Here is an 18,608-nt window from a genome sequence, read left to right on the forward strand (position 1 = left end):
ATGGCACAAGAAGAATCTAAGTTTATCAAATATTTAAATAATAAAGTTCAAATAAAAGAAAAAGCGCCAGTTGGTGATAACATAGCTATTTATGTAAGACCTGGTGATAAAATTGATCTTGAAGCCCTTGGAATTAATTTAGAAAATGCAAAATTTAAACTTATTGGTGGTGATATAGTATTAGAAATGGCAGGTGCCGGTAACTATACTTTCGTTTCATTAGCCTTAATGGGATATGCTGAAAATACTCCTGAGTTTATTGGCTTAGGAGGAAAGGTTACATCTTTATCTGCGATTTTATCGAATATTGAAGAAATAAATGCCTTACCAATTAACTCTGTTGTTACTAATGAATTTGTAAATTTACCTGATGCATCTGAACAAGATAAAAAAAATAAAGCTAATGAAGAAAAGAAAAATGAAGCCACTCCACAGGTAATTGTAATAGACAATAATATTGCAATGGATGATAATATATCTCAGAATTTGGCTGAAAGTACTGCTCAATTTTTTGAACAATCAATTGAAGAATCAGTTGCAAATGAAAATATTTCAATGAAAACAAAAACAGATAAAGCCAAATCAACAAAAACAGAAGATGCTGCTGTTGAAGGTATTGAGCCAACTTTATCATTTAATATAGATATTCAACATGTTGAAATAAGAGAAAATACTATAACCGATGCAAATGGGAAAACTCTAACTGTTTATGGAGGTGGAGGTACTTCTTATGCAAATATATACCCAAATAATTATAACACAGTAGATAAAGATAGATTAGTTTCTCAAACAAAAACTGAGGCTATAGATTATAGTGATAAAAAATTTGGAAGTTATGACAATGTTGTTATATATGCAGATGATCCAGCTCTTTTTGATATAACTAAAACTTCAAGAACTGTAAGTTTAACAGCAAATCAGCCAGAAGGTTTTGCAATAACAGAACTAATTATTTCAAGTAGTAGCTTTCCTAGTGGATTTGAAATCTTATATGGTGTTAAATCAGGAAATAGCTGGATTTTAAAAAAAGATGATCCAACTACTGATGTAATTGAAGGGTTTACTATTGATAATAAGGGAGCTATAAACTTTACTTTTAGTGTTAATAATACTCAAGAAAGTAATTCAGTTTTTACTATAAAAGGTACTTCTGTATTTGATATAAATAATGTATCTGAAGCAAATAAAGCAACTATTATTCCACCTGTAAAAACACAACTTCAATTTGAAAAAGATTATGCAATACAAGTTAAAGATATTCAAAATGAAACCATAGCTAAAGAGTATGATTTTGAATCATTTTATTTAAATGGTAAACAGTACACTACGGGGTTTGTAATTACTACAAATATCAATGATACGGAAACAAAAGGTTCTCAAGAATTAGTAAATACAATTTTTGGTGGAATTGTAAATGATACAATTTATGGTGGAACTAAAAATGATACAATTTATGGAAATACAGGTGATGATACAATTATCACAAGAGCTGGAGATGATATTGTAGACGGTGGTGCTGGAAGTGATACTTTAAATTATTCAGAAATAGATAATGTTAATAATATTGGAATAAATGCAAATTTAGTAACAGGAATTGTTACAGGAGACGGTACAGATACTATATCAAATATCGAAAATATTATAGGAACACAAGACAAAGATATAATTATTGGTAATGAAAAAAATAATACTTTAAAAGGTGAAAATAGTGCAGATACAATTTCTGGTGCTGCAGGAGATGATTATATCGATGGTGGATCAGGAAATGACACTATTGAAGGTGGATTAGGCGAAGATATTTTAAAAGGTGGATCAGGAAACGATACTCTTAGTTACATAAATGCTATAAATACTGTTGATAATAAAGGTGTTTTGGTAAAACTAAGTTCAGATTCAGATGATGCAAGTAAGGGAATGGCATCTGGAATTGATGGCAATGATCAGCTTTGGGATTTTGAAAATGTTATTGGTTCGAATTATGATGATACTATTTTTGGTAATTCTTTAAATAATACAATTTTGGGTGAAGCTGGAAATGATACATTAATTGGTGGATTAGGAAATGATTATTTAGATGGAGGAACTGGAAATGATACTGTTGATTATTCATCTTCAAGTGCAGCTCAATCTGTTTATTTAGATTCAAATATACCAGGAGAACCTACTCGTGGAGAAGCATCAGGTGGAGATGGTAATGATACACTTTTCAATATTGAGAATGTAGTAGGTTCTAGTTATGCAGATACTATTTATGGGAATAGTTTATCAAATACATTAATTGGTGGATTAGAAAATGATACTATTTTTGCTGGAGCTGGAGATGATTTACTAAGAGGAGATAGTGGAAATGATATTCTAGATGGTGGTTCTGGAAATGACACTGTTTTAGGAGGTCTAGGACATGATACTCTATCAGGTGGCTTAGGGGATGATTTTTTAGATGGTGGAGATGGAGATGGAAGCGATTATGTTGATTATAGTAGTTTAAGTAATTCTTTAGGTGATACAGAGGGAATAAAAGTTGATTTAACCATAAATTCACAACAAGACACTAAAAAAGCTGGACTAGATACTTTAAAAGGTATTGAAAATATTATTGGTTCAAGTTATAACGATACTATTATTGGAACTAATGCAGATAATGTAATTCTTGCTGGAAATGGAAATGATACGATTGTAACGAATGGAAGTTCTGCTTCATCAGGTTACGATGAAATAGATGGTGGAAGTGGAGATAGAGACCTTATAACATATGAAAATTCTGGATTAACTAGTAAAATTACAGTTGATTTAAGAAATAGTGAAGTTCAAGATAGCGGTGCTGGAAAACTAAAGATAAAAAATATAGAAGATGTTTCAGGAGCAGCTGGGGCTGATTTAATTACTGGAAATGATTCAGATAATATTTTAAAAGGTTTAGCTGGAAATGATACTTTAATAGGTAATGGTGGAAATGATAGTTTATATGGAGGAGCTGATAATGACACTTTATATGGCGGAGATGGAAACGATTTACTTGAAGGTGAAGCTGGAAATGATTTATTAATAGGAAATGCAGGTTCTGACACAATAAGAGGAGGAGACGGTATTGATACTGTTGATTTTTCTTTGGAAACTGCAAAATTAAAAATTATTTTAGGAACTGATGATACAGCTGCAAATGCATATATTGGAAATGCTGATATTGATGTTTTAAGTAGTATTGAAAATGTTATTGGAACACAATTTAACGATGAAATCACAGGAAATAATAAAGCTAATAGTATAGATGCTGGAAGTGGAAACGACACCATAGATGGTGGTATAGATAATGAAGAAGATATTTTATATGGAAATAGTGGGAATGATACATTTATTTTAAGAGCAGATAATGGAATAGATGTTATTAACGGAGGTGCTGATTTTGATACAGTTGATTATTCAAGTCTTACTTCATCTCAAAATTTAGAATTAACTCTTAATAGCGCATCAAGTACAAATGCTACGATTAAAGATGGTGTTACTACTTATACTGACTCTATTGAAAATATTGAAAATATTAAATCAGGTGCCGGAAATGATACTTTAGTTGGTAGTGATTTAAATAATACACTTTTCTCACAAGCAGGAAATGATACTTTAGTTGGTGGAAAAGGAAATGATTACTTAGATGGTGGAACTGGAAAAGATACAGTTGATTATAGTTATGTAACTAGTGGAATTGGTCTTAATATTAATTTAGCTTTAAATACTGCATCTGATATTGCTATTGATACAGAAAAACAAATTGGGAATGACCAAGTTTTTAATATTGAAAATGTAATAGGTACTTCTTTTGCTGACTCAATAATAGGAAATAATCAAGATAATATACTTACTGGAAATGCTGGAAATGATTTCCTTGAAGGAAAAGAAGGAAATGATACTTTACTTGGTGGAACAGGTGATGATACTTTAAAAGGTGGAGCAGGTGATGACACTTTTGATGGTGGAGATGGTATTGATACAGTTGATTATAGTGATGTAACAAATGAAAATTTAATAATTGACTTAAATTCACAAGGTGAAAAAACAATTAGTATAAATGAAGGAAAAGATACATTTATTAGTATAGAAGGGGCAATTGGTGGTCAAGGTAATGACATATTAATTGGAACTTCAGGAGCAAATACATTAATTGGTGGAGCTGGAAGTGATACTATTTTGGGAAATGGATCTTCATCTGGAATTGATTATATTGATGGTGGTATAAATGATATTGGAGCTGGAGATTTAGTAAGTTTTGCCTCTACAAATAAAAACATTAAAGTAGATTTATCTTTTAACGTAGGTGCTAATGAAAATGTAGCACAGAATACTGGAGATGGAAATCTTATTATAAAAAATATTGAAGATATTCAAGGTGGTTTTGGTAACGATATATTAATAGGAAATGATGATAAAAATACAATTCTTGGTGGAACAGGAAATGATACTTTAGTTGGAAAAGGTGCAAATGATTATTTAGATGGTGGAGTTGATGAATACTCTCATAAATTAAATATAAATGGAACACCAACAATTGGAAATACATATTCATTTACAATAGGTACAATTATTATTAGCTTTTTAGCAACATCTGCAAATGCACAAGATATTATCACTGGTTTATTTAATGCTTTTGAAACTAATAATGAAGCAAAAAAAGTAGCAAGTCTTATAAAAGATGGTGATTCACTTTATATGTATACACCACAAAATATTACAAATGTAACTGGTTTAATAGATGATACTTCTTTAACATATAAAGATACAGTTGATTACTCTTTATCTGATAAAGTAGTAGTTGATATGAATGATAGTACTAATACTGATACTTCTAAAATTGAATATGGAATAGCAACACACGAAGATGGATCAAAAGATACTTTAGTAAGTATTGAAAATATAATAGGGTCAAATTATAATGATACTATTTTGGGTGATATTGATGATAATGTTGCAAATATATTTGATGGTGGAGCTGGAGATGATACAATTTCTGGTGGAGCAGGAAATGATACATTATATGGTGGAGCTGGAAATGATTTATTTTATGAATCACTTAGTAATGGAAACGATACTATAGATGGTGGAGATGGTATCGATACAGTTGATTATAGTTCTATATCAAAAGTTGGTGATGGAAGTACAAATGGGATTAGTGTAAATCTAGAAGACCAGTTTACTTCAACTTCTGCTACGGTTATTATAAATGGTGGAGATAATGACACACTTAAAAATATTGAAAATGTAATTGGAACACAAAATAATGACACAATCACTGCAAGTAGAAGTGTAAATGTATTAAAAGGTGGCTTTGGAAATGACCTATTTATTCAAACATCAGCAGGAATAGCAGGGGATATAATTGATGGTGGAGATGATATAGATACTATTGATTATAGTGCTTTAGGAAATGGAATTACTGTAACTTTAAATGGGGATAATTATTCTAATGCCGTATCAGGATCAACAACTCATCAAATAAAAAATATAGAAAATGTTACAGGAACGATAAGTTCTGATTTTATTATAGGTGATACAAATGCTAATATACTAAAAGGTAATGCTGGAAATGATACTTTATATGGTGGAGCTGGAAATGATTCATTATATGGTGAAACAGGAAATGATATATTAAGAGGTGGTTCAGGAAATGATATTCTTGATGGTGGAGCTGGAATTGATACTGCTGATTATAGTGATGCAACAGAGAATTTAACAGTTGATATTACAGATGGAACAAAATTTATTAGTGCTTCTCAAGGAACAGATACGTTCAAAGATATTGAAGGTGTTATTGGTGGAAGTGGAAATGATACATTAACTGGAAATAAAAAAGCTAATACTTTAATAGGAAATGCAGGAAATGATATTCTCGATGGTGCAGGTACAGCAGAAGCCCTAGCTGGTGAATATGATTATTTAGATGGTGGAGAAGGTAAAGATTCTGTTAGTTACAAAGATTTTACTGATGCGGTGACTATAAATCTGGGATTAACTTATGATAATACATCAGATATTCATACTTTTGATTCAACAAGTGTAAAAGATTATCAATATGCGGGAGCAGCTGGAAATATAAGAATATTAAATGTTGAAAATCTTGAAGGTGGTAGTGGAAATGATACTATTTATGGAAACGCAAGTGACAATACTTTAATAGGTAGAGAAGGAAATGATACTTTTAGAGGTGGAGCTGGAAATGATGTCATTATTGGAGGAGTTGTTACTTCTGTTGATACAAATGGGATTATTTTAACTCAAACAGATGCTTCTATTGATGTTGTAGATTATTCATATTTAGCATCAGGTAAGGGAATCATTGTTGATATGAATGTTGCTTCTGAAGATGATGCAATATTAAATAAAGGTCAAGTTAATGAAGATGGTCATGGTGGATATGACCTTTTATATGGAATAGAAAAAATTATTGGCTCTAAATATGAAGATTTAATTATTGGTGATACCAATGATAATGTAGCTAATGTTTTTGAAGGAAGAGATGGAGCTGATACTATACGAGGTGGAAGTGGAGATGATATTATTTATGGTGGATTCGAAAATTCTGGTACAGTAGAAGATACCTTAGATTTAAGTACATTAAAAGATACATTATATGGTGGAACTGGAAATGACACAATTTATGGAAGAGCTGGAGATGACCTTTTAGATGGAGAATCAGGAGATGATACTTTATATGGTGGTTCAGGAGATGATACACTAGGTGGTGGTGATGGCGCTGATTATTTAGATGGTGGAACTATTGGCGAAACTATTGGAGATACTGTAAGTTATAAATATTTAGATACAACAACAAATAGAGTTGTTATAGATATGAATTTGTCTTCAAATCAAGCAACAGTATATAATGGAGTAACAGCAACTACAGATATTGATAATTTGATAAGTATAGAAAATATTGATGGTAGTAAAAATGATGATACGATAATTGGAAATGCTTCAAAAAATATATTAAAAGGTAATGATGGTACAGATTCTCTTTATGGTGGTATTAATAATGATACATTATACGGTGGAGTAGGAAATGATTATCTAGATGGTGGAGATGATAACGATACTTTATATGCAGAAGCAGGAGATGATACTCTAAGTGGTGGAGCAGGAGCTGATTATTTAGATGGTGGAGATTCTTTATTAAATGGAGATACTGTAAGTTATAAATATTTAGATGCAACATCAAATAAAGTAGTAGTAGATTTAAGTCAAGCAACAGCTACTATATATAATGGAGTTAATGCAACAACAGATATAGATACTTTAATAAACATAGAAAATATCGATGGTAGTAAAAATGACGATACTATAACTGGAAATAATTCAGATAATACTATTTTAGGAAATGTTGGTAAAGATTTAATTTATGGTTCTGAAGGAAAAGATACAATTGATGGTGGAAGCGAATTTGATAGTGTAGATTATTCGAAAATGAATCAAAAAATTGTATTAACAACTACAAGTAACACTAATAATTACACTGTTACAAAAGGTAGTGGGAAAGTTGATACTCTAACAAATGTTGAAGAAATAATCGGAACTTCTTATGATGATGAAATGACAGGAGCTGAACTATCTGATACATTTAGAAGTGGCGCTGGAAATGATACATTAATTGGAGGAAAAGGGAATGATTATCTAGAAGGAGGAAGTGGAAATGATATTTATAAAGCTACTTCTTTTGATGATGGAGATGATACATTAACTGATAGTGATGGTTCTGATAGTGTAGATTATAGTGCAATTACAGATAATACATATCATCTAGAATTAAATTTAAGTACAACAACTGTTGGAGTATTAGCAGCAGGAAAAGCCTTAATTAAAGATGGCTCAATAATTCATCAAACTGATACATTATTAGGAATAGAAAATGTTATTGGAACAGCTGGCGATGATACGATTGTTGGAAATGATGAGATTAATATTATTAAAACAGGAGCAGGTAAAGATACTATTTATAGTGGAGCTGGTGCTGATATAATTGATGCTGGGGCTGATGATGATAAAATTATTTTTAGAACTACAAGTGAATCAAAAGATGATGTAATAGATGGTGGAGTAGGAGTTGATGAGGTAGATTATAGTGCATTATCAAGTGGAATTACTGTTGTATTAAACAGTAGCACATCAACTAATGTTGTAATATCTGGTGTAAATGATCATCAAATAAAAAACATAGAAAATGTTACAGGAACATCTGATTCAGATTTTATTATAGGTGATATAAATGCCAATATTTTAATTGGTAATGCAGGAAGTGATACATTATATGGTGGAGCAGGAAATGATAAACTATATGGTGGAGATGGTAATGATATATTAAGAGGTGGAGCAGGAGATGACCTTCTTGATGGTGGAGATGGAATTGATACTGCTGATTATAGTGATGCAACAGAAAATTTAGATGTAGATATAGCAGATGGAGCAAAGTTTATTAGTACTTCTCAAGGAACTGATACTTTTAAAGATATTGAAGGTGTTATTGGTGGAAGTGGAAATGATAAACTAACTGGAAATACAAAAGCAAATACATTAATAGGAAATGCTGGTAATGATACTTTAATCGGTGGTGGAACGGGCACTGCAGGAGCAAGTGAATATGATTATTTAGATGGTGGAGATGGTATAGATTTTGTTAGTTATAGCTCAATAACAGATTCTTTACAATCTGTAACAATCAATCTTGGATTATCTTATGATGGCAGTTCAGGAGATCATGATTTTAATGATACTAATTCTGATGGAAAAGTTGGAAATTATCAAGATGGTGGAGCAGCAGGAAGAATACAAATTGTAAATGTTGAAAATCTTGAAGGTGGAGCAGGAAATGATACACTAATTGGAAATATTTCAAATAATGAATTAATAGGTGGAGCAGGTGATGATACACTAATAGGTGGAGCAGGAAACGATATATTAAGAGGTGGAAGCAACACTACAAAAGGTGATACTGCTGATTATTCGAAAGCAAATTTAGGTATGGGTGTTACCATAAATATGGGAGCAACTCAAACTTTAGGTAATAGTAATACTTATGCTGTTTCGAATGATGGACTTGGTGGAAAAGATTATCTTGAGGGAATTGAAAATATTACAGGTACAAATTATACTGATAATATTAGTGGAAATGATGCTGCAAACTACATCTTTGGTGGATTAGGTGATGATACTTTATCTGGTGGAAAAGGTAATGATACACTTGAAGGTGGAGCTGGTAATGATATATTTAAAGCAACTTCTTTTGATGATGGAGATGATTTAATTGATGGTGAAAAAGACGGTGTTATAGACAATGGAATGGATACTGTTGATTATAGTGTTATTACAGATGCTAATTATCATTTAGAAGTAAATTTAACTACTGGAAACTCTGTAATTAAAGATGCAACAGCTATTACTCAACAAACAGATACATTAAAAAATATTGAAAATATCACAGGAACATCTGGAAATGATACATTCATAGGTGATAGTGAAAATAATATTTTTGATGGTAAAAGTGGAAGTGATACGGTAAGTTATGAGAATATTATAGACTCAAATATAGATATTTTAATAGATTTGAAAAACAATACAGCAACTTCATCTGCAAGTGGAACAGATACTCTAACATCAATTGAAAATGTTATTGGTGGAGCTGGTAATGATACTATAAAAGTTTCTACGGATGTTGAGTCAAATATTTTAGATGGTGGAAGTGGAAATGACACTGTAAGTTATGAATATTATACAACGGGTGTGACAAGAGATTTATCAAATACAACTACTGCACAAGATGATGATATATTAAAAGGTTTTGAGAATATTATTGGTGGAAGCGGTAATGATAGTTTTGTTGGAAATAGCCAAAATAATACTTTAGATGGTGGAACTGGTGTTGATACTGTTGATTATAGTTCTTCTTCTTTAAAAATAGTTGCTGATTTAAAAACAGCAACAAAAACAGTAACAAGCGGAAGTGATGTAGATACATTAGTAAGTATTGAAAAAATTATTGGTTCATCTCATAATGATACTTTTTATAGTGATTTAAATGGAAATAATACTTTTGTTGGTGGTTCACAAGATACTCTTGGAGAAGATGTTTTAGATTATAGTCATATGGTAGTTTCTGATGCTACAAGGGATTATGTATATCTTGATTTATCAAATTCAACTACAACAGTTAAACAAAGTAATAATACAACTGCAACGGATAGTTTTAGTGAAATTGAAAAGTTTATTTTAACTTCTGGAAATGACACTATCAAAGGAAATACACAAGCTAATACTTTTGATGGTGGAGCAGGAAGTGATACTGTAAGATACGATTATTTAACAGCAGGTGAAAGTGTAGTTGTAGATTTTAGCACATCAAAAGCTACTACAACTATATTAAATGATGTTGATACTTTAATAAATATAGAAAATGCTTTTGGTTCTGCTGGAAATGACACTTTTATAATGAATGGTACTGATAATGTAGCAAATACAATTAATGGTGGAACAAGTGGAATAGATACTATTAGTTATGCAAATTATACTACAAAAGTAACCGTAAATCTTGGTGCTACAGATGGAATTAATACTGTAAAAAGTACAGATATAGACACAATATTAAATATTGATAATTTAATAGGTGGAAGTGCAGGAGATGAGTTAACTGGAAATGATGGTGATAATACTATTATAGGTGGAGATGGAGCTGATACAATTTATAGTTCAAAAGGAACAGATACAATAGATGGAAGTACAAGTGCTTCTGATATTGATATTATGGATTATTCTAATAGAACTTCTAATATTGTATTAACAACAGTTGGTTCTACATATACAGTTATTAAAACAGATGATAGTAACAAAACAGATACATTAACAAATATAGAAGTTGTTAAAGGTTCTACTTATGCTGATAGTATGACAGGTGGAACTGGAAATGATACATTTAAAGCAGGCGATGGAAACGATGTCTTAATTGGTGGAGAAGGTGATGACTTTTTATATGGTGAAGCCGGAGATGATACACTAAAAGGTGGATTAGGAAATGATACCCTTGATGGTGGAGTTGAATCAATATATGGTGATACTGTAAGCTATGAAGATAGAACTGAAAGAATTATTGTTAGTTTAGATAATAGTGGAAATGGAACAGTTACAGTAGGAATTATTGGTGAAACTGATAATTTAGTTGATATTGAAAATATTACAGGTTCAACACAAGCAGATATAATCAGCGGAAATGATAGTGTAAATACCATTTTTGGATTAGCAGGAGATGATATTCTTGATGGTAAAGGCGGAAATGACTATATTGATGGCGGAGCTGGCGATGATACAATAACTGGTGGAGCTGGAGCTGATATTTTAAAAGGTGGTTTTGGAGCTGATAAATTTATACAAACAGTTGGAGAAACTACTGGTGATAATATTGATGGTGGAAGCCAAAGTGATAATAGTAGAGGAAATGATACTGTAGATTATTCTGCATTTATTGGAGCTGCTGGAATTAAAGTTTCATTAAATGATACTGGATTAGCAAATGTTACAGTAGGAAGTCTTATAGATGACCATACTTTAACAAATATTGAAAATATTATAGGAACAAGTGGAACTGATACTATTGAAGGTGATACTGCAAATAATACTTTAGACGGATTAAGTGGAACAAATGACACCTTATCTTTTGCAAAAACATCAAGTGGAATATTTGTAAATATTGGAAACAGTGCAGTTAATGCTGATATTGATGGAAATGGTTCAACTGATGCTATTACTGCAAATCAAGCAATAGGTACTGAAATTGGTACAGATACTGTTAAAAATTTTGATGATGTTATTGGTGGAGCTGGAAACGATACACTAATTGGAAATGAATTTGCAAATATCTTAGATGGTGCAAATGGAAATGATATTTTAGTTGGTGGAGCTGGGAACGATACTTTAAGAGGTGGAAATGGTTCAGATACTGTAAGTTATGCTATTGATACTGCTGGAGTTAAAGTTAGTTTAAGACAAGCTACTGGAACAGATGGTTGGGGAAATACTGATACTTATGATTCTATTGAAAATATTTTAGGAAGCTCTTTTGGCGATACAATAGAAGGAAATAGTAGTAATAATATCTTAAATGGTGGAGCTGGAATTGACACTATTACATTTGAAAATGCAATTGCTGGGGTAAATGTAAATTTAGCAATAACAACTGCTCAAAATACTGGAAATGATGGACAAGATATAATCACGAATTTTGAAAATTTAATAGGTACAAATTTTGCGGATACTTTACTTGGTGATACAAATACAAATATAATTAATGGACTATCTGGTAATGATGTTATAGATGGTAATACTGGCAATGATACTCTTTATGGTGGAGCTGGAAATGATAGATTTATAATAAAAATTGGTGATGGAAATGATGTAATAAATGGTTATTTAGATGCTCAAATAGATAATGATGATGAATTTAATAGAGATACTTTAGATTATAGTCAAATTACAACTAATGGATATTTTGCAGATGTTGATTTAAGCATAACATCTGCTTATGTTAAATTAGGAACACATTTAACGAATACAACCGAACAAACAGACACTATTTCTAATATAGAAAATATCATAGGAAGTAGTGGTGATGATATTTTAAAAGGAAATGCTGAGAGTAATACGATTAGTGGTGGACTAGGAAGTGATACAATTAGTGGTGGACTAGGGAATGATAAATTAATTGGTAATGCCGGAAATGATGTATTTGTAGATACAAGTTTTACAGGTGATGCAGTTGATGGAGCAGAAGATAATGATACGATTGATTATAGAAATGTAACTTCAAAAATCACATTAGTTCTTGAAGATAATGGTGCTACAACAGATGTAAAAGTTGGGAATACTACAGCTGATCATACAATTGCAAATATTGAAAATATTTATGGTTCAAATATTGGAAATGATGAAATCACAGGAAATAATTTAGCAAATAGTATATTAGGATTTGGTGGAGATGATACTATTGATGGAGGAGCAGGAGCTGATTATTTAGATGGAGGAGTTGGAACTAATACAATTTCATTTAAAAGCTTTAATAATTCTGTAACAGTTAATTTATCTACTGAAACGTCTTCAGATGGAGATACAATTAAAAACTTTACAAATATCATAGGTACAAATTTATCTGCACAAAGTGATACTTTAATTGGAAATGATAATGCTAATAAAATAGAAGGATTAGCAGGAAATGATACTATTGAAGGTTTAGCTGGAGATGATATTCTTTTAGGTGGAGAAGGAAATGATGTATTTATTTTAAGAGCAAATGATGGAATAGATACTGTTGATGGGGGAGATGGAAGTGGAGATATTGCTGATTATTCAAATCTTACTTCAACGCAAAATTTAATATTATCACTAGATACGTCAACAAGTGTAACTGCAACAATAATCTCTGGTGTTTCAACTTATACAGATAATATAGTAAATATTGAAAACATTAAAAGTGGTGCTGGAAATGATACTTTAACTGGAGATGCTTTTAAAAATACTTTATGGGGTGGAGCAGGAGCTGATATTCTTGATGGTGGATATGAATCAGATGTTCTATATGGTGAAGATGGAAACGATATTTTAATTGGTGGACTTGGAGCTGATATTCTTGATGGTGGTGCAGGTGATGATGATTTAAGAGGTGGTGATGGTGATGATACTTTAATTGGTGGAGAAACTAATGAAGTAAATGGAGATACTGTAAATTATTCTTCAAAACTATCAGCTTTAGATGTAAATTTAATTAATATAAATTCAATAACAACATATGCAACAGCAATAATTGGAACAGAACAGGATAGCCTAAAAGAGATAGAAAATATTATTGGTACGATATATAATGATTATATAGGTGGAGACAATGATAAAAATATTCTTGATGGTGGAAGTGGAAGCGATACAATAGCTGGTCTTGGTGGGAATGATACTTTATTAGGTGGCGATGGTGATGACACTTTTATGGCTGGACTTGATAATGATTTTTTAAGTGGTCAAGATAAAATATTTGAAGATGGCAATGATGGTAGTGATTATATTGATGGTGGAAATCATACAATAGATGCCATAGGAACACAAAGTTCAAGTAATTCATATAGTGGAAAAGGTGATACTATTGATTATAGTGCCTTAGGAGCAACAAGAGCTATTGATGTAAATCTTGGAATTACGTCTGATACAGCAGGATATACAGCTGTTTCAACAGTAACAGTTACAAATGGTTCAAATGATTATATTAAAAATATTGAAAATATTATTGGTGGTGCTGGAAATGACACTATTCGAGGAAATCAATTTAACAATATTTTAAAAGGTGAAGCTGGAAATGATACTCTATCAGGTGGTGCTGGAGATGATACACTTATTGGTGGAGATGGTCAAGATACAGTAGATTATTCAGATGCAGCAAAAGGAATAATTGTAAATTTAAAAAATACAATTGAAGTTACTCAAGATGGATTTGATAATAGTGATGATTTAAGTGGAATAGAAATAGTTATTGGTTCAAATTATGCAGATAGTTTAACAGGTTCAGATAATGTAGATACATTTATTGGTGCAAAAGGTAATGATATTTTCTTTTCTACAAAAGGCAATGATATTCTGTATGGAGGCTCTGTTGATACTAATGGTATTCATACAGTAGAAGTTGGAGAATATAACAAAGTAGATTATGCAGATGCAAAAAGAATTTATGTTGATTTAAGTACAACAATACTTGATGCAAAAGGAAATTCTTATTCGGAAGTTTTAAAATCTAGTAGTACCCTTGCTTCTGATGGCTTTACAACATTAGAATCAACAGATAAATTATATGGTATTGTTAATATTAATGGAACAAGTAATGATGATACTATTATAGGAAATGCAGCCGCAAATTTCTTTTTAGGTCTTGATGGAAACGATAAAATTGAAGGTAAAGCTGGAGATGATAATCTTCAAGGAGGAGCTGGAGATGATACATTTGTAGCAACTTCTTACAATGATGGTGCAGATGAAATAGATGGTGGAACAGGACGTGATACTTTAGATTATAGCGCTTATGGTTCATCAAATAAAATCACAGTAACTTTAGGTGAAGCAGATGTAGTTACGAATGTACTTGTTGCAGGTGGAAACACAGATAAAGTTCAAAATATAGAAAATATTATAGCAACTTCTGGTGATGATATTTTAATTGGAAATAGTTTAACAAATACACTTATTGGAAATGCTGGAAATGATATTCTTGATGGTAAAGCAGGAGATGATACTCTTCTTGGTGGAGCTGGAAATGATACTCTTTTTGGTGGAGCTGGAAATGATATTTTAGATGGTGGAGCTAATACAGATACTGTAAATTATTCAAATGCAATAAGTAGTGTTACAGTTGATTTAGCAGATACTTCGGCTCAAGCAGTTGGTGCAGGAGAAGGACTAGATACTCTTACTAATATAGAAAATATAGTTGGTTCAGGATTTAAAGATACTTTTTATTCAGATCATACAAAAGCAAATGTTTTTGATGGAGGAGTTGCTGATAATACTGGCGGAGATACTGTTAGTTATATTAATTTAAAAAATGACAAAACAGGAACAGCTTATACAGGAACAGCCTCAACAGATTATATTATTGCTGATTTAAGTGGTACAACAGATACTGTAATTATTAAAAGCAGTGGAGCAAATGTTGTTGATACTCTAATTGGAATAGAAAATATCACAGGAACAAGTGGAAATGATACAATTTTTGGAGATAGTGGAGCAAATACATTAATTTCTGGAGCTGGAAATGATATTCTTGAAGGTGGAGTTGGAGATGATTATTTAGATGGTGGAGCTGATATTGATACGGTATTTTATAATCAAGCAACAAGTGGAGTTAATGTTAATCTTGGAACAACTGCATTACAAAATGTTGGTGGTGGACAAGGAAATGATACTTTAATTGATATTGAAAATGTTATTGGTTCAGGATTTGCAGATACTTTTAAAGGGAATAATTCAGTTTCAAATACTTTTAACGGTGGTATGAATTTATCAACACAAGTAGAAAATATAAATGATGAAAATGATACTGTTGATTATTCTACATTAACAGGAGTTACTGATAAAATAATTGTAGATTTATCAAATACAATAAGCGCGAATGTTCAAGTAACAGTAGCAGGTGTAGCTCAAGGTGCTGATACTTTAATCAATATTGAAAATGTTATTGGTGGAGCTGGAAATGATACTTTTACTGGTAATAACAATAATAATATCCTAACTGGTGGAGCAGGAGATGATTATTTTTATGTAAAAGATGCAGCTATTAGTGGTGAAAATGATGTAATCATTGGTGGAACTGGAAGTGATACTGTTGATTTCTCACAAATTACAAATCCAAATTATTTTGTTGATGTAGATTTATCTTTACAAAAATTACTACTAAAAAATTCTGCAAATAGTAATGCAATTGTTAGAAATGATAATGTATCAGAAATAGAAAATATTACAGGAACAAATAACAAAGATACTATCAAAGGAGATGCTTCAAATAACTCAATCAATGGAGCAGCTGGAACAGATAGTATTTATGGTTTAGCAGGAGATGATATTATCCAAGGTGGAGATAATACTGATAATGCAACAACATCAACACAATATGAAATCCTAGATGGTGGAGAAGGATCTGATACTATATATGGTGGAGCGGGAAATGATTCTATTCTTGGTGGAGCAGGAGATTATGCAGATACATTATATGGAGAAGCTGGAAATGATATCATAAGTGGTGGTAGCGGAAATGATAAAATTGATGGTGGAGCTGATAATGATACCTTATATGGTAATTCAGGTGAAGATGAAATCATAGGTGGATTAGGTAATGATACTATAAGAGGTGGTACAGAGTCAGATATTATTTATGGAGATGATACTTCAAGAGCAGATGTAAATGGTGGAAATGATATTTTATATGGTGAAGATGGAGTAGATACTATTTATGCTGGATATGGAGATGATACCCTATCAGGTGGTGCTAACGATGATACTTTATACGGTGATGAAGGAAATGATACTGTAACTTATTCAGAAGCTAATAATGGTGTAACTGTAAATTTAGCAACTGGTATAGCCGTAGGTGAAGGAACTGATACCTTATTTTCAATAGAAAATGCTATTGGTACAAAATATGATGACACATTTATTTCAAATTTTGCAGTATCAAATAAATTTGATGGTGGAAATGATGAAAGTGGTGAGATAAATGGTGATAGTATTAGTTATCAAACCATCAATGTAACTGACACAACAAAAGATAAAGTAGTAGTAAATCTTTCAACAGGTGCGGATGGTCAAGGTTATTATGATGCTCAAATATATCAAAATGGAAGTCTAAGTATTACAGATAAACTTAAAAATATGGAAAATATTACTGGAAGTTTAGGAAATGATACTATCACTGGGGATAATGATAAAAACACATTATATGGACTTGCTGGAGACGATATTTTAAAAGGTGAAGGTGGCGCTGATACTATTTATGCAGGTGAAGGAAATGATACTTTATTTGGAGGAAGTGGAAATGATTTTCTTGATGGAGCAGAAGGAAGTGATACAGCAAGTTACGAAGATAAATCTGTAGCTGTTACTATTGATTTCAAAAACAATGTTGCTTCAACTTCAACTGAACAAGATACTCTTTCAAATATTGAAAATGCAATAGGTGGAAGTGCTAAAGATAAATTCATAATGAATGAAGATAATGTTGCAAATATTATTGATGGTGGAGCTGATAATGACACGGTTAGTTATGAATATTATGTAACTAATGGAGTAAAAGTAAATTTAAGTACAACTCTTGCTCAAACTCTTGTTGATAATGCAATAGGAATAGATGACATTGATACTATTTCAAATATAGAAAATATAATTGGTTCAGCAAAAGATGATATATTTATAGGTTCATCACTAGTAAATACAATATTAAGTGGAGCTGGAAATGATACTTTTATAGCTGGTACTGATACTAATAATGATGGCACTATGGACACATGGTCTGATGATGGTGCTGATTATTATGATGCAGGAGCTGGTACTGGTGACTGGGTTGATTATAGTATTATAAAAGATGATTCAAATGTTGGAACTTATGGGATTTCTTTATCTCTTGATGGTGCAAATGAAACACAAGTTACAGTAAGAGGACAAATTGCTAAAGATATTATTGTTAATGTTGAAAATATAAAAGGAACATATGATAGTGATAGCATAAAAGGTGATGAACAAAATAACTCTATTTTAGGTTTAGATGGAGATGATATTATTTATGGAGAAGGTGGAAAAGATTCACTTTTTGGAGATGCCGGAAATGATACGATTTTTGGAGGAACTGGAGATGACTATCTTGATGCTGGAGATGGAAATGACACTTTATCAGGTGGAAGTGGAAGCGATAAAATTTATGGTGGAGCAGGAATTGATACTGTAAATTATTCAGATGCACTTGAAAGTTTACAAATAGATTTAGACCTTTCTTTATCAGGAGGACTAGCAACTGATGGTTCAATTGAGGGTAAATCAGTTGGTTCTACTGGAGATCAAGGACA

At 31.4% G+C, this 18,608-nt stretch carries 1 protein-coding gene (only partly in view); it reads left to right on the forward strand.

Annotated elements, in window-relative coordinates; all coding sequences use genetic code 11:
* Positions 1–18,608, forward strand: partial view of a hypothetical protein gene (locus ASUIS_RS13980; protein ID WP_328587676.1) — the 5' portion only. Its footprint extends 13,597 nt past the window's final position; 18,608 of the gene's 32,205 nt are visible here — the first part of the coding sequence; the start codon lies at positions 1–3; its stop codon lies beyond the right edge, outside the window.

It is taken from the genome of Arcobacter suis CECT 7833 (genome assembly GCF_003544815.1).
Taxonomy (GTDB): Bacteria; Campylobacterota; Campylobacteria; order Campylobacterales; family Arcobacteraceae; genus Aliarcobacter; species Aliarcobacter suis.